Below are 21,209 nucleotides of genomic sequence, written 5' to 3' on the forward strand. Positions count from 1 at the left end.
CTGTGCTAGAATAATATTTCCTTTAGCGCCAGCGGCTTGCGCTGGTGTAGTTCTACTAAAAGCAGATTGCAGTGATCAGAGCATATACCCGCTTTATAGCTATTTTTAGTGTGGTTAGGCAATGAGGCGCCTGGCCTTATTGGCGCTGGTATTGTGCTGCGCGGTTAAAAGTGCAACGGCAAGTACTGTTGTGGTAAATAACAGCGTTGCACTGGATAAACTGACATCAGCACAATTACGCAGCATTTTTACCATGCGGCAAATTCAGTGGCCGGATGGTTCACCCATTTATGTTGTGGTGTTACCTGATCACAGCACTGAGCATCAACGTTTTAGCCGCGAGCAGCTGCGGCTGTTTCCGTATCAGTTAACCAATATTTGGGACAGACAAAGTTTTTCCGGTACCGCCAGCCGGCCATGGCAGGCTACAGACCAAGCTCATATGATGGAATTATTACGCACTACGCCAGGCAGCATTGGCTATGTTGAGCAGTATCAGGCCGACCCGGCAGTGAAGGAGGTGCGCATTGAATAAACCCTTTAACCTCGCCACAGCTTTGCTGGGTATATTGCTTTACCCGGCTTCTGTTGTAGCGGCCGATATTGATTGGAACGGTTTTATTGCCCAGGGCTTGATCCAGGCCCAGGACAGTGGTTTTGTTAACAGCAGCGGGGATATTTCTGCTGAGTTAACCGAGCTGGGGTTAAATAGCCGGCTGCGGTTAGCGCCAGCCTGGCACCTTTCCGGGCAGTTGGTGTATCTGGACGGTGGCAACCGATATCCGTCGGGCTTGCGGCTGGACTATTTATTTCTGGACTGGTATTTCTACAACAGTAGCGACTTGCAGGCCAATCTGTATCTGGGGCGGATAAAAAATCAGCATTGGCTGTATTCCAGTACCCGCGATGTACCTTTTACCCGGCCGTCTATTGTGTTGCCGCAGTCAGTGTATTTTGATGCTTTTCGCGATATTGCAGTAGGTAGTGATGGTATGGCAGTGCAAGCACACCACCATAACAACTTTGGCGATTTTACCTTTAACTGGAGCCTCGGCAATACGCCGGTATCAACAGAGCAAAGTGAGTTGCTACTGGGCGATGCTATCAGCGGCAAACTGAAAATGAATTTCGACCATCAGGCCAGTCTGTACTGGCAGCCCCAGCTTAGCCGTTTCAGTTTTGGTATGGTGCTGCTGGATTCTGAATTCAGTTACCGTGCCGCTGAAACCGAGCCTTTTTTTGCGGCAGACTTCAGAGTAAGCCGGGTGATGCTGAATATGCGCTATCAACTGGAGAAATGGGAATTCTCCAGCGAGCTGCAACAAGAACGGCTGCAAATTGATGGCTTTTTTGCCCCGCAGTTTCACCAGGACCAATTGGGGCAGGGCGGCTATATGATGGCACAATACCACCAGTCAGCACGGCTAAGATGGTTTGCCATGCTGGATTACTCCGTTGCCAATAAGGACGACCGGCGCGGGCGCTTGTTAAATGAAAACAGTGATGGCGCTGTGCCGACATACTTTGGTTATCAGCAATCGGTTGCCGGCGGGTTCAGCTATGATTTCAGCAGCAGCTTAAGGTTAAGTGCAGAAATTCACTGGGTAGAAGGCGCAGGCCGTTTATCACCGGTAATATTGCCTGACGTGGTAACAAACCGGCACAAATACTGGCAGCTTTATGCCGCACAACTGACATACAGGTTTTAGCCAATGCGTTATCTGAGCCTGTCATGGAAGATACTGCTACTGATGTTAAGTATGTTGCTGCTGTTGCTGATCTGGTTTACCAGCCTGTCGTTGCTGCACATGAATGATCAGTTTAACCGCCAGCAGGCACTGCGTAAAACACAGGGCCAGCAGTATTTTCAGTTGTATAACCGCGCAGTAGATCAGCAGTTATTAACCTGGATGCAAAGCTTTGCAGAACTGCAACAGGTAACCGGCCGTCAGGACTTCAACCGTTTTGCTACGGCATTGCCAGAACAGGTTGAATCATTACAACTTAACTTTGCGTTACGCCATCTGGCACTGTTTAGCCCTGCACAGCAGGTGATTTATCAGAGTAGCCCGCAATTACCGGCACACAGTAACGATATTGTGCAGTTGACCTGGCAGCAACAAAGCCCGCAAGCGATGATCCGCTGCGACGAACAATGTTACAAGCTACTGACTTTGCCCTTGCTGAATGCTGATGGTGAGGTAGCCGTGGTGCTGATGGTTACCGAACTGACAGAAGTACTGTTTAGCCTGCACCAGACGCTGGGTACTGAACTGGCTTTGCTTAGTTACCAGCCGGGCAAGACTATAACGCAGCAGTTCCGTCTGCTGCAGGCATCTGACAGGCAACTGATTCGGGATTTGTATCAGCAGTTACCAGATGATATTGAAGTGGATTCAGCCCGTAGCAACGGCATTGTTATTGCGCTGAAAGATATGAGCTACTACCTGCATTTAATTCCGTTGGACCCTGACAACGCCTTGTCGTACCAGCTGTTGATGGTTGAGGATGTCAGCAGTGCTATGCAGGATAAACAGCGTTATCAGCGGCAAATTTTGTTGGTAGCGGCGGGCTGTTTTGTTGCCGTGCTGGTACTGATTTTATTTATTAGCCGCCGTGTCAGCAGCCGCATTTTGCAACTGGCCGCGGCTTTACCATTGCTGGCCCAGCGGCGATACCATGAGTTTCGCCATGCCAGCCAATTGCCGGCAGGTTTACTGCAGGATGAACTGAATACGTTTAGCCAGTCTGTACTTAACCTGAGTTACGAGCTGGAACATCTGGATCAGCGGTTAGCCGATAACACCACCGCACTGCAAAAAATTGCCCTGTTTGACCCGCTTACCGGCCTGGCCAACCGCAATCTGCTGCAACAACAGCTGCGGTTGGCACTGGCTGGCCTGCCGCTGCATAACGGCTATGTTGGCTTGTTGTTTCTCGACCTGGATAAGTTTAAAACCATTAATAATAGCCGTAGCCATGCCACCGGCGATTTACTGTTAATTGAAACTGCACAGCGGCTGCAAAGCTTATGTGAAAACGGAGAGGTGGTGTGTCGTTTTGGTGGCGACGAATTTGCACTGGTTATGCCGCAGATGAGCGAACCGCAGCAAGCCGAATTGATGGCATGGCGGGTGTTGGCAGTGTTTGAACAGCCGTTTTTACAAGGGCAGGGGGCGGTGTCGCTTAGCGCCAGTATCGGTATCAGCTTTACTGCCGAGCCTGCATTGGCAGAGGAAGAATTAATCCGCCGCGCTGATTTAGCCATGTACCAGGCCAAAAGCAATGGCCGCAATTGCTATTATGTGTTTAATGAGCAAATGTCGAGCGATCTGGCCAACCGGCTGCAACTGGAGACTGAACTGCGGTTGGCGATAAGCTTGCAGCAGTTTTCGTTAAACCTGCAGCCTAAAGTAAATTTACGTAGCGGCCAACTTGCCGGGTTTGAAGCCCTATTACGCTGGCACCACCCGGTACGTGGCATGGTGGGGCCGGATGAGTTTATCAGTGTACTGGAGCAGGCTCAGCTGATAGTTGATGTGGGCTACTGGGTGTTTGAGCGCTGTTGTCAGCTCAGCAACGAGTTAGCTGACATGGGCCTGCCGCAGATGGTTATTGCGCTTAACTTATCGGCCGATCAGTTTTTACAGCCAGGATTGCCGGAGCGGTTCCGCCAGCTTATGCAGCAGTATAATGTCAGTGGCCAGCAGTTTGAGCTGGAGCTGACCGAAAGCACCTTAGTCAGCCATGTCAGCCAGACGCTGGATATTATGCATCAACTAAAGGCGCTGGGGTTCAGCTTTGCTATCGACGATTTTGGTACGGGCTATTCATCGCTGAACTACCTTAAACGTATGCCGGTAGACACCATAAAAATTGATAAAAGCTTCGTAATGGGCATGCTGGATAACCCGTCAGACTATCAGATTATTGTATCAACCATTGCCATGGTGCAAAAGCTGGGGCTGCAAGTGGTGGCTGAAGGCGTGGAAAACTATCAGCAGTTGCAGTTGCTGCAACAGCATCACTGTGATTTGGTGCAGGGGTTTTACTTCTCACGGCCGTTGCCACAGGCGCAACTGGCGGCTTTCGTCAGCCAGGTTACGCAAAACAAATGGCCAGCGCAGTTGTTGCGCTGACCACTTAACAATGCACTAGCTACACGATGCACTAGCTGCCGATCACACCGCCATCATTTTTAGTAATAACAACGGTAGCTGAGCGTGGCCGGCTGCTGCCGCCATCCGGCCAGTGGCTGGTGAAATCACCCGGTGCAGAGCGATCCCCCGGGTGCTGAATATTAACAAACATGGTTTTCAGGTCCGGTGTCATGGCAACACCGGTTACTTCACAGTCGGTTGGGCCAACTAAAAAGCGTTTTACTTCACGCGTTACCGGATCGGCGGCTAACATCTGGTTATTGCCGTAAGGGCCGGTGCTTTGCTGAGAGCCGCTCATATCGGTTTGGATCCACAGCAGGCCATTGGCTGCAAAATACAACCCATCAGGGCTGGCCAGATGGTTGTCTGCTGTTAATGTCAGCTCAGTGTCTGGTGTAGCTGTGCCTACATCTCCGGCCAGCAGGAAAATATCCCAATCAAAGGCGGTAGCGGCCTGCGTTTCACGCTCATTCCAACGGATAATATGGCCGGTGGCATTGCTGGCGCGTGGGTTGGCTGCATCTACCTGAGCTGCGGTGCGCTGGGTATTATTGGTCAGGGTAAAATAAACTTCGCCGGTATCCGGGTGTACTGCGCCCCATTCCGGCCGGTCCATTTTGGTCGCACCGGCAATATCGGCCGCCAGGCGGGTATTTAGCAACACATCAGCCTGATCGGCAAACGTAACACCGGCTGCAGTGGCTTTGGCAATAAAATCAGCGTTGTTGATATCCAGTGGTAACCATGCACCGCTGCCATCTTCGTTAAAGCGCGCTACATATAAAATACCGTCATTAAGCAAATGGCCACCTGCGGTGTTCTTGTGATACGGCGCAGTAGAGACAAATTTGTAGATATATTCAAAGGTAGAATCGTCACCCGAGTACACTACTACGGGCTGGCCTTCTTCCAGTTTGCCAAAAATTACCCCTTCATGGCCAAAGCGGCCCAGTGCTGTACGTTTTTGTGGCAGGCTATCGGGGTTAAATGGATCTATTTCTACTATCCAGCCAAAAGTGTTTGGCTCGTTGCGGTAATCGTCTTTCGCTTCAGCACCAATGGTGCTGGCATTAAAGCGCTGATATACATCAGCTGCAGGTGTGGCAGTTTCCCAAAAATAACGGCCGTTAGCTGATGGTACGCCATAGCGGCTGTGTTCACGGGGCTTTTGCGCATCGGTATTAACAAAGTAACCGGCCCAGTTTTCTTCACAGGTTAAATAGGTGCCCCATGGGGTAAAACCGTTGCCGCAGTTGTTCAGTGTGCCGCGGGTACGGCTGCCATCCGGGCTGTATTTGGTTACTACTTTTTCGCTGCCACGCACCGGGCCTGCCAGCTCCATTGGTGTTGCGCCGGTAATACGGCGGTTAAACGGGCTGTTATTAACCAGTGCCCAGCTACCGTTAGCCTGCTGCTGAATATGGGCTACAGATACACCGTGGGCAGCAACTTCTTTACGAACTTCATCGGCAATACGCGGGACAGTAGTAATGCCATTGGTATGGATCAGGTTGTTGTCGATGTATTCATGGTTAAACACCAGCAAGCCTTCCTGCGAGTTTTCACCGGCTGCACGGGCATCGATAGGGAAGAAGTGTATGCCGTCGTGATGGCTGCCCACTTGTTGCTCCTGATCGCTGCCACTGTTACTGCCATCGTCCAGATATTCAGGGTAACTGCCATTTAATGGCGTACCCCAGGGCAAAAACGCCTGAGCAGTATAACCTTCTGGCACGGCGATAGCGTCGGCACGGTTAGTGGCAATAGCCGTAAAGCCCAGTAGCGGAACGGCAGTTTCCGGTGGCACTGTTACAGGGTCGTCACTGCTGCTGCCGCAGCCAGCCAGTGAACCGCCGATAAAAGCAGCAACTGCGGCTCCCATACTGCCTTTAAGAAATTTACGCCGTGCCATACGGCTGTCAACAATGGCAGCAAAAGTAGGGTTAAGCGAAAAGTTAGTTTGTGGGTCAACGCCCGAGTTATCTATCGTTACAACGGTTTTACTGTCTGACATTATTATAGGCTCCATAAATAAGCGCTTTAGAAGTTTGTGCTATTAAACCCATGCTTAATGTCAGTGCTGTTACAGTGAGATAGCAGTTTTATGATGCTAAAATGACGTGCCGATGTCAGTTTCAGGGGGGGCGTAAGGCTTTTTCCTCTGATATAGTACGGTTTTACGTGGTGAGGGAGCGGGAATAAATGCAGTGGCAGGTACTAACCTTCGGTGAATTAGACACATACACGCTATACAGTTTGTTGCAGTTAAGGGTAGATGTGTTTGTGGTAGAGCAAAATTGCCCCTATCCGGAGCTGGACGACAAAGACTTACACACGCAAACCCGCCACATTATTTTAAAAAAAGGCGATAAGGTAATAGCCTATTCGCGGGTACTGGCGCCGGGTGTCAGTTTTGACGGCTTTCCGGGTATTGGCCGGGTATGTGTATCGCAAACCGCGCGCCGTTTGGGTTTAGGCCAAGTATTGGTTGAGAAAACCCTCAGCGTGGCAGCAGAGCTGTGGCCGGATACCGATATTCATATCTCAGCCCAGTGTTACCTGCAGCAGTTTTATCAGGATTTAGGCTTTAAACCAGCCAGCGAGCCTTATTTAGAAGACGATATTCCGCACCTGAAGATGATAAAGCCGGTGCTTAGCTGACAAGAAATATAGTAGTGTAATTTGACTTAAAAACCGCAGATCGCTCTGCGGTTTTTGCTTTATAACTATTTAGAAAATTACGCGAACGCCAACCCATAAATTGCGGGCTTTGTCTTTGTTGTTGTAATCATCTCTGTAGCTTGGTGTGTATTCCACATGATTACCATTGTCATCAATTTCGCTGATAAAGCTGGTTTTATACGAAGTAAAGTCTTCATCCAACAGGTTATTAATACGCATATTAATGGTTACTGATTCCGACGCTTTGTAAGATGCACCTAAGTGGAAAGCTTCATAATCTTTATAGTGAAGCTCTGCCTCCAGCTCGGCATCGTAACCTTCATAGCGTTTTGAACGCAGCTCGGCTGTCAGGAAAATATTTAGTTTATCGGTAGCTTCCCAATCTAAAGTCGCATTTGCCATATGCTTGGCCGTGTTATTTAGTGGGCGGCCAATTGAAGAACCACTCTTCTGCTCAGAATCAGTGTAAGTATAGTTTGCTCTTAGTGACAGGTTATAAGGCAATTGGTAGCGACCAGCTAATTCAGCGCCCGTAATATCGACGCGGTCAATATTATGCACCTGAGTAAAGGTGCGATAACCCAATGCTGCCCAACCTTCACCTACATCGGCACAACGCTCCCCAGGCTGGGCAACTTCACATCCGGGAATTACATCACCTCCGCTGGAAATTTTGTCGTCAAAGCGGTTGTGAAATACGGTTATATTGAAATTGTGGCCATCATCATGAGTGTAGTAGGCCGCTATTTCATAGTTAACGCTGGTTTCCGGCTGCAGTGTTGGGTTACCAACACCAGGGCTGACACCCTGACCGCCAAACATTTTAATGCCAGGGAATAAATCACTGGTTTTTGGGGTCTTATAGCCAGTACTGATGCCACCTTTTACTGTCCATGCCGGACTGAATGTATAAACACCATATAGCCTAGGACTGGTTTGATTGCCAAAGACGTTATGGTCGTCATAGCGTACACCAGCAGTCAAAGTGAATTCGTTGGTAATGTCCCAGTTATCTTCAGCAAACAACGCCCACATATCATGTTTTTGTGCGGTACCTTCTTGGAAGTCACCACCATACATGCCGAACACACCATCTACCATTTCACCATCTATGATTTGTCCACCAACTATCAGACGGTGTGTTGCCAGCGGAATTTCGAACTTGGCATCCAGTGTATACTGGTTAGTTTCTAAAGTTCGGGCTGCACGTGGTAAATAAGCCAGGAGTTCAGCATATTCAGCTGTTGTGAGGTTAGTACGCATGATATTGAGTTTGGCGTCTTCAGCCAGGTTGGTGAAGGCTGAAGCGTTACCCAGCCAGCTAGGTAGACAGTTACCGGTATTGTTGGTAGTGCCACCCGCATTGTTACAGGCTCTATTCCATAAAGATTGTATTCCAGCCCTTTCTTCAACGGTATAAGGCAGAGTACGGCCCAGATTATCTGTTTCAACATAAGATAAACTGATATCACTACGCATAAAATCCCAGCGACCAACATGCTGTACAGACCACTGTTCGCGGGTGAAGCGTTGATCTCTGGCGTAACCAGCCCTGGGTTGAATCAGGCCTGCATTGGAAAGACGTAACATAGCATTATATGTATCTTCAGTGCCTAGCTGATTGCCTTCATTATCATACTTTTGCTTTGACGTATCATACTCAAACATAATGTCGTGATTAGCAGTGGGAGTGAAGTTTACCGAAACACCGGCACTCCAGTTGGTATTGTCAACGGTTTTACCACCGCCGCCGAAGCCCAGGCTACGGTTGTGTTCTACACCATCCGGGTCAATTACAGAAGCATAGTCTGGGTTGGATGCTTCTTTATCATAAATACTGCCGCGCAGGCCCAGACCGAGCTTGCCTGGAATTAGCGGGGTGATAAAACTAAAATCAGTGGTAACTTCGTCACCGAAGTCGGAGTTTGTCTGTATAGTGCGGCTATGGCTAATTGAGCCAATAGCTTTATCGGTAACTTTTTTGGTAATAATATTGATTACGCCGCCTAATGCATCTGCACCATACAATGTGGATGCAGGGCCACGGATAACCTCTATGCGTTCTACCGCATCTAGAGGCGGAATGTGGTTAAATTGGTTACCGCCAAAGCTATTGGGATAGATGTCACCATTATTGTTCTGGCGTCTGCCGTTAATAAGAAGCAGAGTGTAATCGGCACCCATACCGCGCATACTGATAGTACCCTGGCCGGTTTTATCACGGGTTTCGCCGATATCTACACCTTCTAAGTCACGTACTGCATCTAACAGAGTGGTATAAGGCCGCTTAGTTAGTTCTTCCTGTGTTATCACCGAAATACTGGCAGGTGCATCTACCAGTTTTTGCTCAAAACCTGATGCAGTAACCACGATAACTTCCATATTGTAGTCCGGCGCCGCAGCGGCACTTTCTGCATAGGCAGAAGGCAGGGTAAACACAGCTGCAACAGCGCACGCCAGTGCGGTAGGGCGAAACAACATTTTTAACTCCTTTAACGGTATTATTCGGGCATTGTTGCCAGTTGAAATGTAAATCTATGTAAATAGTGTGGCGAATGATAATTATTATCATTAGTAAGATCAATCATTATATTTAGCTTTGTGTGTTTAATTGTTTGCCGCTATATGTAAAGTTGTTTTATTTACTATTAATTAACTTGAGGGCGGATTAAGGAGACAGACTGCAATGCCTTTATAACCGTAGATCAAATGAGATTGATTCGTGTTTTTTACTGTGTTCTAATTGCGCAAATTTTGGTTTTTTGTTAACAACGGAGTTTGTATGCGCAAATTATCCCTTAGTCTGCTTTCGGTAGCGGTGGTATCAACGTTCTCTGCTATGGCAGAAGACACACTGAGTACCATTGAGCGCCTTACTATTATTGGTTCATCCCAGGCGGTAAATGATATCCCCGGTTCAGCGGCTTATATTTCCCAGCAGGAACTTGATGTATTTAGCTACACCGATATTTCCCGCGTGCTGGGTAGCACACCGGGCGTTTATGTGCAGGAAGAAGATGGTTATGGTTTACGCCCCAATATCGGTATGCGTGGCACCGGCACCAGCCGTAACGACAAAATAACGGTAATGGAAGATGGCGTGCTGATAGCCCCGGCACCTTATGTTGCGCCAGCAGCTTATTATTTTCCGACTACCGGCCGCCTGGAAGCAGTAGAAATTATTAAAGGCTCGTCTTCGGTCAAGTATGGCCCGCGTACTACTGGTGGTGTATTAAATCTGGTGTCACGCAGTATTCCGCAGGCCGAGCTGGCCGGGCGTATTGATGCCGCGCTGGGCGAAGATGGCTTTCGCAAGTTGCACGGTTTTGTCGGTGGCGAGCGGGAAAACTTAGGCGCGGTAATTGAAGGTTATCATTACGGTGCTGATGGTTTTAAAGATTTACCCAATGGCGCAGGTACCGGCTTCGAAAAAACCGACTTACTGGCCAAGTTTGCCGGCCGTTTTGGTGCTAACAATGCGCATAAACTGCAATTAAAGCTAAGTTATGCTGATGAAACCTCAGATGAAACCTATGCTGGTTTAACCGACGCAGATTACCGCGCCTCGCCTTACCGCCGTTATGCTGCGTCGCAAAAAGATGTCATGGACACCGAACACAAAGGTTATCAGTTAAGTTACCAGTATGATCTGGTCAATGGCGCAAAATTAAGCACCACGGTGTACTTAAATGAATTCAGCCGCAACTGGTACAAGGCCAATCAGGTAAGCCCGGCTAATTTAGCTGCGTACTCTGCATTTGAAGCCAACCCGTCGGCAGAAGGGATAAATGTCAGCATTCGCGCGAATAACCGCGAATATGAGTCAAAAGGCGTGCAGTCTGAATTTACCTTGCCGCTGGCTGCGCATCAGCTGACGTTTGGCGGGCGCTTTCATAAAGAATCAGAAAGCCGCTTTCAGTGGGATGACGCATACCGTTTACAGCAAGACCTCAGCATGACACTAACCAGCGCAGGCGTGCCGGGTACACAGGACAACCGTGAAGCATCGGCAGAGGCTCTGGCGCTATATGTGCATGACGAGTGGACTGTAGGCGATTTGGTTTTAAGCGGTGGCTTACGTTACGAAGATATTGATACAAAAAATGAAAACTGGAACCGGGCACCGGATCGCGCCGGAGCTTCAACGGTAAGTAAAGCCAGCGGTTCTGTTGTGTTGCCGTCACTGGGTGCCACCTACCGGTTAAATGATACCGTGGTTTTGCTGGCTGGGGTACAAAAGGGCTTTGCACCGGCCGCGCCAGCCAATGCTGAGCAAAAAGAAGAAGAAAGTATCAACGTTGAAATAGGCGCCCGGTTTAACGTGGCCCAAAGCCGCAACGAGGTTATTTTGTTTCAGTCGGGCTACGACAATATGCATGGTAACTGTGCTGCCAGCATAGGGTGTAACCCCGATAATATCGGCGATCAGTATAACTTTGGTGAAGTAAAAGTTACCGGTATTGAGCTAAGCAGCCAGCGTGATTTTGCCCTGCAAAACGGTTTTAAAGTACCGCTGAAACTAAGTTACACCTATACCGATAGTGAGTTCCGCTCTGATTTTAACAGCGGGATCTGGGGTGTGGTAAGCCGCGGCGACAAAATGCCTTATGTGCCGCAAAACCAGTTTAGCCTGCAACTGGGGCTGGAAGGTGAATTATTTGCGCTGCACAGCCGTTTAAGCTATGTATCTGCTGCACACGCCAGCCTGGAGGCTCAGGATCTGAACGCGATAGACAGCCGCACTGTGGTAGATTTATCAGCAAAATACCAACTGGCTGAAAAGCAGCAGTTGTACTTTAACGTCGACAATCTGCTGGATAAAACTTACATTGCCAACCGTGGTAATGGCGGTATTCAGCCAGGTAAACCCCGCACTTTATCAGTAGGTTACCGGTTAGATTTCTAACGCTGCTACATAAAAAAGCCCGCAAGGGCTTTTTTAACTCAACGTTGCGGTGGGCCGTATATTTGCTCGGCGCTGTTAAACAGGATCCAGCTGGTTAAAATATACTTGTCATTTGATACCGGCACACAGCCGCGATGGGTGTGGGTAAAGTAAGCCGGTGCTATGACCATGCGACCGGTTTTGGGCGAAATGCTTTTGTTCTGGTAATAAAACTCGGTTTGGCCGCCCTCGGCTACGTCATTTAAATAAAACATAAATAATAAAGTACGGTGCAGCGGCTCGGTGCTGCCTTGCTGCGGGTATACTTCGCTATGCCAGTAACCGTAATTGCCAACTCCGGCCTGATATTTCTGCGCCTGAATATTACCCAAACGGAACAGCGCGCGCATAAAGTCCAGCGTTTTGGGCTCACCCAGTTCGGCAAAGTTGTCATGTGTAATGGCAGTGGGCTGGCCGGTTTGCGGGTGCGCAATGGTTAAGCCCATAGGGCCAATCAGTGCAAAATGGTACTTTTTAAAATATTCACAGGCATAGCGGGTGCTGGCTTCCCAGATCACTTTAAGTAGCGGCTGGTACTCAGCATGCTGGTACAGGTATAAATCGGTACTGATTTTTTTACTGGTATCCACACCGCCGCCGGTGCGGCCGGCCGTGGTATGCGGGCTTTGTTCAAACACTTTAATCAGCTGTTGGCAAAACTCGCTGCTTAACGCATTATCGTACACCTCTATAAAATCGGTCATCGGGTTACCTTTATGTGGCAAGACATTATTTCTCCGCGTTTCTCTGACACGGATGCGCTGGGACATATCAACAATACTGTGTTTGCGGTCTGGTTTGAAGGTGCAAGACAAGATGTTTTCAAAATTTTTACACCAGAGCTTAATGTGCGGCAGTGGCCGCTGATTATTGCCAGCGTAAAGCTGGATTACCATGCCCAAACGCATTATGGCGCTGAGGTGGAAATTCGTACCTATATCAGCCGCATTGGTGGCAGCTCTTTCGATGTGTATCAGGAAGCCTGGCAGCACGGCGTAAAAACAGTGTCGGGTACGGCAGTATTGGTGCAGTTTGATTATGGCGCCAATAAAGCCGTACTTATTAGTGCAGTGCAAAAACAACAGCTTAATCAGCATCTGTATAGTGCGTAAACATCGCAGGTTACGTTTCACTGGTCGTAAAGCTCTGGTATGGTAGGCGCAAGCTAAGTAAGGTCGAGCAATAATTATTTTCCGGAGTCTGCTATGAAAAGCGTGTTTATGGGGTTGGCCGTTGGCGCAAGCCTGGTGTTGGCAACAAGTGCGCAGGGGTACGATCGCATTACCGGTGCCCAGTTTGCCAGCCGCTCTGAAGTGATTGCCCCTAATGTTATGGCGGCCACCAGCCAGCCTTTAGCAACGCAAATTGCACTGGATATTATGCGCCGTGGCGGCAATGCCATTGATGCTGCTATTGCGGCCAATGCGGCATTAGGGCTGATGGAGCCTACCGGCAACGGCATAGGCGGCGATTTATACGCCATTGTCTGGGACGCCAAAACGCAAAAGTTGCATGGTTTAAATGCCTCTGGCCGTTCGCCATTGAGTTTAAGTTATGAAATGCTGGCGCATGAACTGCAAAAGCTTGGCCGCACCGATTTACCCCCACATGGTATGTTGCCGATAAGCGTACCCGGCGCGGTTGACGGCTGGTTTGAGCTGCACCAGAAATTTGGCAGTATGCCCATGCCGGAAATTCTGCAACCGGCTATCGGTTATGCTGAAAACGGTTTTCCGGTGAGCGAACTGATTGCTTATTACTGGGACCGCAGTGTGCCGGTATTAAGCCAGCAACTGGGCGATTTCAGCGGTACTTTTACCATTAACGGTAAAGCGCCGGCCAAAGGCGAAATGTTTAAAAACCCGGCGCTGGCCAATACCTTTAAAGCGCTGGCAAAAGACGGCCGTGATGCGTTTTATAAAGGCGATATTGCAGTAGAAATAGACCGCTTTATGCGCGCCAACGGCGGCTATTTACGTTATACCGACTTTGCCAACCACCGCTCAAGCTGGGTAGAACCAGTAGGCGTAGATTACAAAGGCTATACATTGTGGGAACTGCCACCTAATGGCCAGGGTATAGCGGCCCTGCAGATGCTACAAATTCTGAAAAACTTTGATTTAAAAGCCGCCGGCTTTAACACGCCGGAAAGTTTGCATTTGTTGGTTGAAGCAAAAAAACTGGCTTTTGAAGACAGAGCAAAATTTTATGCCGATGAAGACTTCAACAAAGCGCCGGTAGATGCACTGATTTCAGAAGAATATGGCCGCGAGCGTGCCAAGCTGATTGGCGACAAAGCCGCCAAACGGGTAGATGCCGGTAACCCGAATTTGTATGAGGGCGATACCATTTATATGACCACCGCCGACAAAGACGGCAATATGGTGTCGTTAATTCAGAGTAACTACCGTGGTATGGGCTCGGGCGTGGTTGTGCCGGGGTTAGGCTTTGTATTTCAGGACCGGGGCCAGCTGTTTTCGATGGACAAAAAACACGCCAATGCTTATCAGCCGGGCAAGCGGCCGTTTAATACCATTATTCCGGCCTTTATTACCAAAGATAATAAACCGTTGGTGAGCTTTGGTGTAATGGGTGGTGCTATGCAGCCACAAGGTCATGTGCAAATTTTGATCAATATGGTGGATTACGGCATGAACCTGCAGGAAGCCGGCGACGCCGCGCGCTGGCAGCATCTGGGTAGCACCGAGCCAACCGATGGCAGCGATATGTACCTGCAAAACGGCGGCTACATTGAAGTAGAGCGTGGTATACCTTATGAAACCGCCCGCGAGCTGATGAAAAAAGGCCACGATGTGCGCTACGGCTTAGGCGGTTACGGTGGTTATCAGGCCATTATGCGAGATCATGCTAACGGTGTTTGGGTTGGCGCATCTGAATCACGCAAAGACGGCCAGGCGGCGGGGTACTGAGCATTTAGCATTAGTGAGAACCGGATTGCTCTAAACTGACCGTTGAAGGCATGGATGCCTGAGTCGAGCCTACATGGAAGTATTTACGGCGCGTCAGTGTGGGCAATCCGGTTCGATACCATTCACTAAGGTTGTAGTTTTACGCTAGTTGCACCTGCACCTGATAATTAGCGGTGACTTGCTCGATGGCTTGCTGCATATCACCGTCAAAATCAGCGCACAGCTCGGCGTAGCTGTGCCGCAGTTTCAGGCGCTGGGTGGTTTTTACAAAACGCAGCACTTCTTCTTTGCTGGTTAAAATCAGCCTGGGTACCCTTACATTACCACCCTGATCATCTTTGGCTATCATGGTAAAGTACGACGAATTACAGTGCTTTACTTTACCTGTCTGAATATTTTGCGCTTCCACGCGAATACCCACCACCATAGAGCTGTTACCGACAAAAATAACCGACGCTTTTAGCGTTACCAGCTCGCCGACTTCAATCGGGTTAAGAAAATCGACTCTGTCTACTGAGGCTGTCACGCAATAACGGCCACTGAATTTAGAACCACTGGCAAAGGCGATTTGGTCCATCAGTGACAGCAGGTAGCCACCGTGAATTTTACCGCTGAAATTGGAATGTGATGGCAGCATCAGCTGCGACAGTGTAACGCGTGAACTGCTGCTTTTTTTATAGAGATCAGTCATAAGCGGCCTGTTTTAGATTTATGCAGTGCTAAGTGTAGCAGGCTTAGTTCAGCTCTTGCTGCAGTGGTTTATGCTGTACCAGGATCCACGGCGAAATGACCACCGCCCACAGCTCAGTTTGGTTATTAAACCACTGCTGTGCCTGCAGCTCGCCGGTGTGCCCTACGCTACCATTTGCCAGTAAATCAGCTACGGTGGCTTTATCGTCCCGGCTAAAGGCAAAGGCTACTTCGATTAAATCCAGCTCAGACGCCACCGTAATAACGGCACCGGCGGCATAAAACTTTTGCAGCTCCAGCCAGTTAATACGGGCCGTTTCACTGACAATTTTTGCTTTAATCAGCTCGGGGTTTTCTGCTTCTTCAGCCAGATAAGCATCGGCTGGGGTTATTGCTGTCATACCTGCTCGCTATTCAGTTTCATCGCTTTGCTCAGTGATCTGGGCAGCGCTGAGCTCATGTTTTTTCAGTAACTTATAAAAGTCAGTGCGGTTACGCCCGGCCAACTCTGCGGCACGGGTAACATTGCCTTCTGTCATCTGCAATACACGGATAAGGTACTGGCGCTCAAACTGGTCACGCGCTTCGGTTAATGTCGGCCAGTAGCTACTGTCATGCGACAGCGCCTGTTCTACCTGAGCAGCACCGATAACCGGGCTGTGCGTTAGCGCCACACATTGTTCCACTACGTTTACCAGCTGGCGCACATTACCGGGCCATTTGGCTGTTGCCAGCAGTTGCATAGCATCATCAGAAAAACGGGTAACATCTACCTGGTGGCGTTCAACACTTTGCTGTAGCACATGGCGCGCCAACAGCGGAATATCTTCCGGCCGCTGCTCCAGGCTGGGCAGCTGCAGGTTAACCACGTTTAAACGGTAGTATAAGTCTTCACGAAAGCTGCCATCGCCCATTGCCTGTTGTAAGTCGCGGTGCGTTGCCGACAGCACCCGAACATTGATTGGTACGGTTTTACTGCTGCCTACCGGGCGTATTTGCCGCTCTTGCAGTGCGCGCAGCAGTTTTACCTGCAATGCCACCGGCATATCGCCAATTTCGTCTAAAAACAGTGTGCCGCCATCGGCTTCACGAAACAGGCCGCCATGTTCGGTAACCGCACCGGTGAATGCGCCTTTGGTGTGGCCAAATAATTCTGACTCCAGCAGGTGCTCTGGCAGGGCGCCACAGTTAATGGCAACAAAGGATTTAGCGGCGCGTGGGCTGGCTTTGTGAATGGCTTTTGCCAGCAGTTCTTTACCGGTACCACTGGCACCGGTGATTAACACGCTGACATCGCGCTGGGCTACGCGGTAGCTTTGTTCCAGCAGCTCTTCCATTACGCGGGAGCGGGTAATAATTTCTGCACGCCATTCGGCTTGCTCCGGCACGGACTGATGTACCGCATTTTGCAGAATATCGCGCAGTTCGTTGGTGTTAAGTGGTTTGGTTAAAAAGCCAAATACGCCACGCTGGGTAGCGGCTACCGCCTCGGGGATTGAACCGTGTGCAGTCATCAGCACCACTGGCAGGCCGGGGTAGCGTTTGGCAATTTCATCAAACAGGCTCATGCCGTCCAGCCCCGGCATACGTAAGTCGCTTAGCACCACATCAACACTGTTTTTCATCAGCAGTGGCAAAGCTGCTTCTGCTGAATCAGCGCTGATCACCTGATAACCTTCACCTTCAAGGCGCAGAGTCAGCAAACGCAGTAAGCTGGGATCATCGTCTACAAGCAATAACTTAGGCTTAGGGCTGGCCATTGTTGTCCTCTTTAACCGGTGCGGGCTGGTTTAACTGCGCTTCTATCTGGGTTAATGCATCAATTTTTTTCTGCAGTTCTTTATTGGTTTTTTGCAACCGCTCAATATTATCGTGCTGCTGCGCATTAAGCCGGGTTAAGGCGCTAACTGCTGATTCGGCTTCAAGCAGTTTTTGGTTAAACACCAGATCCCAGCTTAGCAATGCGGCTAAAGGTGCCGGTAACGCTGCCAACTGATCGGCCGACTGCATTTGCACCCGTAAGCGGGTAAGGTAGGGGGTGTCGGGGTGCAACTGTAAAATGGTGCGCTTTAATAGCCAGACATCATCCTGGGCTGTTTCGCTGTTAAGTAAATCGCGCTCTTCATTAATGCGGTTTAGCATGGCAGCGCGGTAATTAACCCAGGCCTGCAACGTTGCGGCATCACCGGCAATGGCTAAAGGTGTTTTTACCGGCTCAGGCTCAGGTAGTATTATCGGCTCGGGTTCAGCCTCCAGCAAGGGCTCGGCTATTGGTTCAGGCGCCACCGGTTGTGGTGCAAGCTGGCAGCCGCTAAGTGCCAGTATGGCCACAAAAATTAACCCAGTTTTCATCCCAGTTTTTCCTCTAATAACGGTAGCCGTACCCTAATACAGACATCGGCATAAATAACATCAACAATATCAGCATGGCCACCCAGCAGGCGGGCACAGTCGGCAACAATAGACAACCCCAGGCCAGAGCCCTGCACCGAGTCAAAGCGTGGTGTGGTACCGCGCTGAAATGGCTCAAACAGTTTTTCCCGTAATGATGTCGGAATAGGATTGCCGTTGTTTGCGACATCTAAAATCAGCTGATGTTCCTGCTGATACAATTTTACCCACACCGGGCTGTCCTGGCTGCCATACGCCTGCGCATTATTGATCAGGTTGTCGAGTATACGCCGGAACAGCGTAATATCAGTATAAATTGCGCTTAGCTGACAGCTAAGCTCAATAGCCTGGCCGCGTTGTTGCAGCGATAAGGCATGGTCGTTAAAGCAGTCGGTAAATAATTGCTGGGGTGAATGCCAGTCGGGCTCGGGTTTGGCTTGTTGTAATAAGCGGTTGTAGTCCAGCAGTTGCTCGGTTAACTGGCTCAGCCGGTCAGCACTGCCATTTAGCAGGCCAACCACTTCCAGTTGTTGTTTATTTAGCGGACCAACTAATTGTTCACTGAGCAAAGCACAGCCCTCACGAATGCTGGACAACGGCGTTTTTAACTCATGCGAGGCGTGGCGCAGTAAAATCAGCCGCAGTGCTTCCAGTTGCTGCAAGCGTGAACTAAGCCAACGCAGTTGTTCGCCCAGCTCTGTCAGCTCACGCGGACCAGTAAGTTTTTCATCGGGGAATTGATGCTGCTGGCCAATAGCGCGGATCATTTTGTCCAGTTTGCGTACCGGTGCGGTAATACGGCCCGATGCCCACAGCACTAACAACAGAGTTAGTAATACCAGTGCTACTGTCTGCCAGGCCAGTTGCTGCTGGCTTTCTACTACAAAATGTTGTTGTTGCTGCAGGTTTTGCTCCAGCAGCAGCCAGATTTGCTGTGTCAGCTGTTGCTGTTGCTGGCGAAATTGCTGCATCAGGGGTTCAAGTTCTGTACTGCTTAGCTCAGTAAAGTTATCCAGCAGTATGCCAAGCTGCAGTTGCTGCTGCTGGCACAGCTGCGACTGGCCTATGTTGTCGCACACCTGGCGCAGCAATTGCTGATAGCTATTCAGGTGGGTGCGGGCCACACGCGCCAGCGCATCGGTTTTTACCACCGCATGCTGGCGCACTGCGCGCTCTATATCCACCACCAGGTTTTGCATATTTTCCGCCCGGCGCACGCTGGCTACCGAGGTTTCGGCTTCAGCTACGGCATTCTGGCTAACACCGCTCAGGGCTTTGTGGCTTTGCCATAGCAATACTGCCACGGGGATCAGGGCCAGAAAAAAGCTCAGCAGTACCAACTGGCGTAAAGATGCGGTTTGAATAGAAAAACGCATAATAGTTTGTCTTAATTACAGGGCTGTTAAGCATACCCTATTTTAATGGCAAAAAAAAAAGGCCAGTGGGGTTCTGGCCTTACAAAAATTCAGCAAGTGCTGAACTCATGGGATCGTGACGCAAAAGGCCGTTAAGCGGCCTTTGCCATATAAACCGGTTGATACTGAGTAGCCGGAACCTGAGGTGCTGCAACTGCAGGAGTTGCTACAACCTGAGCTTGTTCCCAAGCCAGTACGCTATCATTGTTTAAATTAACACGGCGTAACATGGTTACTGCTATAGCTACGTTAGCCAGTAAGAACAGCACTGTACCAAGTAAGAATAAGTCCATAACAACCTCCGTTAAGTGCAGCGTTTACTTCTGTTTGGCTGCGTTAAGACGGTTTGAAGGAGAATGTTGCAAAGGCACCTGAGCAACCTGGGCTCTGAGACTTGCGCTTGCGACATTCTCCTGAATCGTCGCTTGCCATAACTAATACAAGCCTTGTGCCAACTTTTAAATTTATTTTATTTTACATTTAAATCAATGGTTTATTTTTTTTTCGGGTGAGGGGCTAATAAGGTGAGTGAATTAACTGTCGCTGTTTAGCAACAGTTAATTTGAGCCAATAATAAAAATGTTATTTTTCAATTGCTTAGTGTGTATGCTTTTTGCGACATAGTGTTTATCTATTTGATTCTAATCAAATAAAACCATAACGCTTTGCTACGTGGTCAAAATACTCCAGGCATTGCTTGGCATACTCGCGTTTTTCCACATAAGTGCCGGGGAAAAAGCTTTTTTTAAAGCCGTAAGCCACAATGTCTTTCAGCCGTTTTAGCGGGATATCAAAGTTATCCAGCGCCAGTTGGTATTCTTTGCTAACGGTGGTGTTAGACACTAAACGGTTGTCTGTGCAAATCACGGTGGCAATGCGGTTTTCCAGCATATCTTTAAATTTATGCTGCTTTATATCGCTGATAGCCGGGTTGGTTTGCAGGTTGCTGGTTAAGCAAACTTCTATCGCGATACGTTTATCAGCAATATAAGATGCCAGGTTACGGATATAGGCGGTTTTATCAATGATAGCGGTGTCGGTTATCATCTGCGGAATAAACATAGAGTAACCGTGGCCAATGCGATCGGCATAGCATTCGGTTATAGCTTCAAATACGCTTTCTGCGCCGTAAGCTTCACCGGCATGCAGGGTTTTCAGCAAAAAGTGCTGATGGGCATATTCGTAAACTTCTTTAAATTTACCGGCCGGATAACCGGATTCCTGGCCAGCCAAATCCAGCCCGACAATAGGTATATTCTCTTCGTCACGTAACCGCACGCTGGCGCGCACCAGCTCCATTGCCGCTAACTTAATCACATCAATAGGGGCAAAATCGCGCATCAGCTGAAACAGGTTGGTGTAGTAAGGCGAAAAGCCTTTGTCGCCAAACATCCGCATGGCGCAGTTAATAATGCCGTAGGCAAAGGGCGGTTTTTGGCCGCTAAGTACAATTTCGCTGCGGTTGTATTCCTGCATGGCCCGCTTTAAGCCGTTATTAACTGCATGCATTACACGGTCAAAATCGATACCGTTGGGCAGGTCAATTAGCAACTGCGGTGCAAAGCGCACTTCAATATAATTTACACCTTCAAGCTGGTTGTCTATCGCCAGCTCATAAGCTGCGCGCTCTAAGTTTTCCATATCGCGCAGCACCGCACAGGTATACTGAAAACAGTGCAGATACTCGCCCAGGTTATTGTACTTTTCTTTAAATACCAGCTGCTTTAAGCCTTCTACTGTATCAGCGGGTAGTTTAGTGCCGGTACGTTTGGCCATTTCAATCAGGCTGTCAAGCCGCAGGCTGCCATCCAGATGCAGGTGTAAATCAGACTTGGGCATCTCTTTAATAAATTCGGCAGAATAACGTGGCATATCGGCTCCTCAACAAACACTTACTGCGGCATACAATTGCTGCTAAGTGTATCGCAAATTCTGCTATTTTCGTTGGGCAACCGGTATATTCAGCACGAAGTTTACTTGCACCACCGGGTTATCT

The 21,209-nt window shown here is 49.2% G+C and carries 17 protein-coding genes; 7 read left to right on the plus strand and 10 right to left on the minus strand.

The genetic code is table 11. The features are described 5' to 3' along the window. Window positions 1-121: 121 nt before the first annotated feature. Genes M2404_RS04035 through M2404_RS04045 form a run of 3 tightly spaced genes read left to right on the plus strand, consistent with a single transcriptional unit; the run spans window position 122 to window position 4,139 of the window. On the plus strand, window positions 122-535 hold the full coding sequence (locus M2404_RS04035; RefSeq protein WP_259238444.1) for a type 2 periplasmic-binding domain-containing protein: 414 nt from the start codon (window positions 122-124) through the stop codon (window positions 533-535). Then, a complete protein-coding gene (locus M2404_RS04040; RefSeq protein ID WP_259238445.1) occupies window positions 528-1,709 on the plus strand; it encodes a hypothetical protein in 1,182 nt (393 codons plus the stop codon). The genes M2404_RS04035 and M2404_RS04040 overlap by 8 nt, the downstream gene beginning before the upstream one ends. Window positions 1,710-1,712: 3 nt before the next feature. Continuing rightward, on the plus strand, window positions 1,713-4,139 hold the full coding sequence (locus M2404_RS04045) for a putative bifunctional diguanylate cyclase/phosphodiesterase (protein ID WP_259238446.1): 2,427 nt from the start codon (window positions 1,713-1,715) through the stop codon (window positions 4,137-4,139). A 31-nt stretch (window positions 4,140-4,170) separates the two neighbouring features. Here the strand turns inward: M2404_RS04045 and M2404_RS04050 are convergent, their stop codons facing one another. After that, window positions 4,171-6,174, minus strand: a complete 2,004-nt coding sequence (locus M2404_RS04050; protein ID WP_259238447.1) for a PhoX family protein — start codon at window positions 6,172-6,174, stop codon at window positions 4,171-4,173. 188 nt (window positions 6,175-6,362) lie between these two features. Between M2404_RS04050 and M2404_RS04055 the strand changes: the two genes are divergently transcribed. After that, window positions 6,363-6,821: a GNAT family N-acetyltransferase gene (locus M2404_RS04055; RefSeq protein ID WP_259238448.1), complete on the plus strand. Its 459-nt coding sequence runs from the start codon at window positions 6,363-6,365 to the stop codon at window positions 6,819-6,821. 69 nt (window positions 6,822-6,890) lie between these two features. Here M2404_RS04055 and M2404_RS04060 read toward each other — a convergent pair whose 3' ends face one another. Then, entirely contained in the window at window positions 6,891-9,323 is a 2,433-nt protein-coding gene (locus M2404_RS04060; protein ID WP_259238449.1) for a TonB-dependent receptor domain-containing protein, read from the minus strand. 301 nt (window positions 9,324-9,624) lie between these two features. Here M2404_RS04060 and M2404_RS04065 point away from each other — a divergent pair, with 301 nt between their 5' ends. Next, window positions 9,625-11,748: a TonB-dependent receptor family protein gene (locus tag M2404_RS04065; protein ID WP_259238450.1), complete on the plus strand. Its 2,124-nt coding sequence runs from the start codon at window positions 9,625-9,627 to the stop codon at window positions 11,746-11,748. 38 nt (window positions 11,749-11,786) lie between these two features. Here M2404_RS04065 and M2404_RS04070 read toward each other — a convergent pair whose 3' ends face one another. Continuing rightward, window positions 11,787-12,491 (minus strand): 2OG-Fe(II) oxygenase, encoded by a 705-nt coding sequence (locus M2404_RS04070; protein ID WP_259238451.1) that lies wholly within the window; start codon window positions 12,489-12,491, stop codon window positions 11,787-11,789. Between the two features lie 12 nt (window positions 12,492-12,503). On the opposite strand from M2404_RS04070, the gene M2404_RS04075 reads away from it, so the two are divergent. Then, window positions 12,504-12,899, plus strand: coding sequence for an acyl-CoA thioesterase (locus M2404_RS04075; RefSeq protein ID WP_259238452.1), 396 nt, complete (start codon window positions 12,504-12,506; stop codon window positions 12,897-12,899). Window positions 12,900-12,992: 93 nt separating this feature from the next. Continuing rightward, window positions 12,993-14,717, plus strand: a complete 1,725-nt coding sequence (gene ggt / locus M2404_RS04080) for a gamma-glutamyltransferase (RefSeq protein ID WP_259238453.1) — start codon at window positions 12,993-12,995, stop codon at window positions 14,715-14,717. A gap of 139 nt (window positions 14,718-14,856) precedes the next feature. On the opposite strand, the gene M2404_RS04085 is transcribed toward ggt, so the two are convergent. The 7 genes from M2404_RS04085 to M2404_RS04115 form a co-directional block, all read right to left on the minus strand. Then, the gene (locus M2404_RS04085; RefSeq protein WP_259238454.1) at window positions 14,857-15,408 is read right to left on the minus strand and encodes an acyl-CoA thioesterase; all 552 of its coding nucleotides are present in this window, start codon (window positions 15,406-15,408) and stop codon (window positions 14,857-14,859) included. A gap of 43 nt (window positions 15,409-15,451) precedes the next feature. Next, on the minus strand, window positions 15,452-15,808 hold the full coding sequence (locus M2404_RS04090; protein ID WP_259238455.1) for a DUF2288 domain-containing protein: 357 nt from the start codon (window positions 15,806-15,808) through the stop codon (window positions 15,452-15,454). A 9-nt stretch (window positions 15,809-15,817) separates the two neighbouring features. After that, window positions 15,818-17,167: a sigma 54-interacting transcriptional regulator gene (locus tag M2404_RS04095; RefSeq protein ID WP_259238456.1), complete on the minus strand. Its 1,350-nt coding sequence runs from the start codon at window positions 17,165-17,167 to the stop codon at window positions 15,818-15,820. Beyond that, on the minus strand, window positions 17,154-17,759 hold the full coding sequence (locus M2404_RS04100) for a hypothetical protein (RefSeq protein WP_259238457.1): 606 nt from the start codon (window positions 17,757-17,759) through the stop codon (window positions 17,154-17,156). The genes M2404_RS04095 and M2404_RS04100 overlap by 14 nt, the downstream gene beginning before the upstream one ends. Continuing rightward, window positions 17,756-19,174: a sensor histidine kinase gene (locus M2404_RS04105; protein WP_259238458.1), complete on the minus strand. Its 1,419-nt coding sequence runs from the start codon at window positions 19,172-19,174 to the stop codon at window positions 17,756-17,758. The genes M2404_RS04100 and M2404_RS04105 overlap by 4 nt, the downstream gene beginning before the upstream one ends. 131 nt (window positions 19,175-19,305) lie before the next feature. Beyond that, window positions 19,306-19,506: a hypothetical protein gene (locus tag M2404_RS04110; protein WP_259238459.1), complete on the minus strand. Its 201-nt coding sequence runs from the start codon at window positions 19,504-19,506 to the stop codon at window positions 19,306-19,308. A 352-nt stretch (window positions 19,507-19,858) separates the two neighbouring features. Next, entirely contained in the window at window positions 19,859-21,085 is a 1,227-nt protein-coding gene (locus tag M2404_RS04115; protein ID WP_259238460.1) for an adenosine deaminase family protein, read from the minus strand. Window positions 21,086-21,209 lie beyond the last annotated feature (124 nt).

Source organism: Rheinheimera pacifica (assembly GCF_024809855.1).
GTDB lineage: Bacteria > Pseudomonadota > Gammaproteobacteria > Enterobacterales > Alteromonadaceae > Alishewanella > Alishewanella pacifica_A.

Excerpts from the sequence above, each read along its gene's own strand:
- M2404_RS04055 (WP_259238448.1), top strand. The coding sequence starts at position 6,363 with ATGCAGTGGCAGGTACTAACCTTCGGTGAATTAGACACATACACGCTA.
- M2404_RS04115 (WP_259238460.1), bottom strand. The coding sequence starts at position 21,085 with ATGCCACGTTATTCTGCCGAATTTATTAAAGAGATGCCCAAGTCTGAT.
- M2404_RS04075 (WP_259238452.1), top strand. The coding sequence starts at position 12,504 with ATGTGGCAAGACATTATTTCTCCGCGTTTCTCTGACACGGATGCGCTG.
- M2404_RS04095 (WP_259238456.1), bottom strand. The coding sequence starts at position 17,167 with ATGGCCAGCCCTAAGCCTAAGTTATTGCTTGTAGACGATGATCCCAGC.
- M2404_RS04105 (WP_259238458.1), bottom strand. The coding sequence starts at position 19,174 with ATGCGTTTTTCTATTCAAACCGCATCTTTACGCCAGTTGGTACTGCTG.
- M2404_RS04110 (WP_259238459.1), bottom strand. The coding sequence starts at position 19,506 with ATGGACTTATTCTTACTTGGTACAGTGCTGTTCTTACTGGCTAACGTA.
- M2404_RS04045 (WP_259238446.1), top strand. The coding sequence starts at position 1,713 with ATGCGTTATCTGAGCCTGTCATGGAAGATACTGCTACTGATGTTAAGT.
- M2404_RS04065 (WP_259238450.1), top strand. The coding sequence starts at position 9,625 with ATGCGCAAATTATCCCTTAGTCTGCTTTCGGTAGCGGTGGTATCAACG.
- M2404_RS04090 (WP_259238455.1), bottom strand. The coding sequence starts at position 15,808 with ATGACAGCAATAACCCCAGCCGATGCTTATCTGGCTGAAGAAGCAGAA.
- M2404_RS04085 (WP_259238454.1), bottom strand. The coding sequence starts at position 15,408 with ATGACTGATCTCTATAAAAAAAGCAGCAGTTCACGCGTTACACTGTCG.
- M2404_RS04070 (WP_259238451.1), bottom strand. The coding sequence starts at position 12,491 with ATGACCGATTTTATAGAGGTGTACGATAATGCGTTAAGCAGCGAGTTT.
- ggt (WP_259238453.1), top strand. The coding sequence starts at position 12,993 with ATGAAAAGCGTGTTTATGGGGTTGGCCGTTGGCGCAAGCCTGGTGTTG.
- M2404_RS04060 (WP_259238449.1), bottom strand. The coding sequence starts at position 9,323 with ATGTTGTTTCGCCCTACCGCACTGGCGTGCGCTGTTGCAGCTGTGTTT.
- M2404_RS04100 (WP_259238457.1), bottom strand. The coding sequence starts at position 17,759 with ATGAAAACTGGGTTAATTTTTGTGGCCATACTGGCACTTAGCGGCTGC.
- M2404_RS04035 (WP_259238444.1), top strand. The coding sequence starts at position 122 with ATGAGGCGCCTGGCCTTATTGGCGCTGGTATTGTGCTGCGCGGTTAAA.
- M2404_RS04050 (WP_259238447.1), bottom strand. The coding sequence starts at position 6,174 with ATGTCAGACAGTAAAACCGTTGTAACGATAGATAACTCGGGCGTTGAC.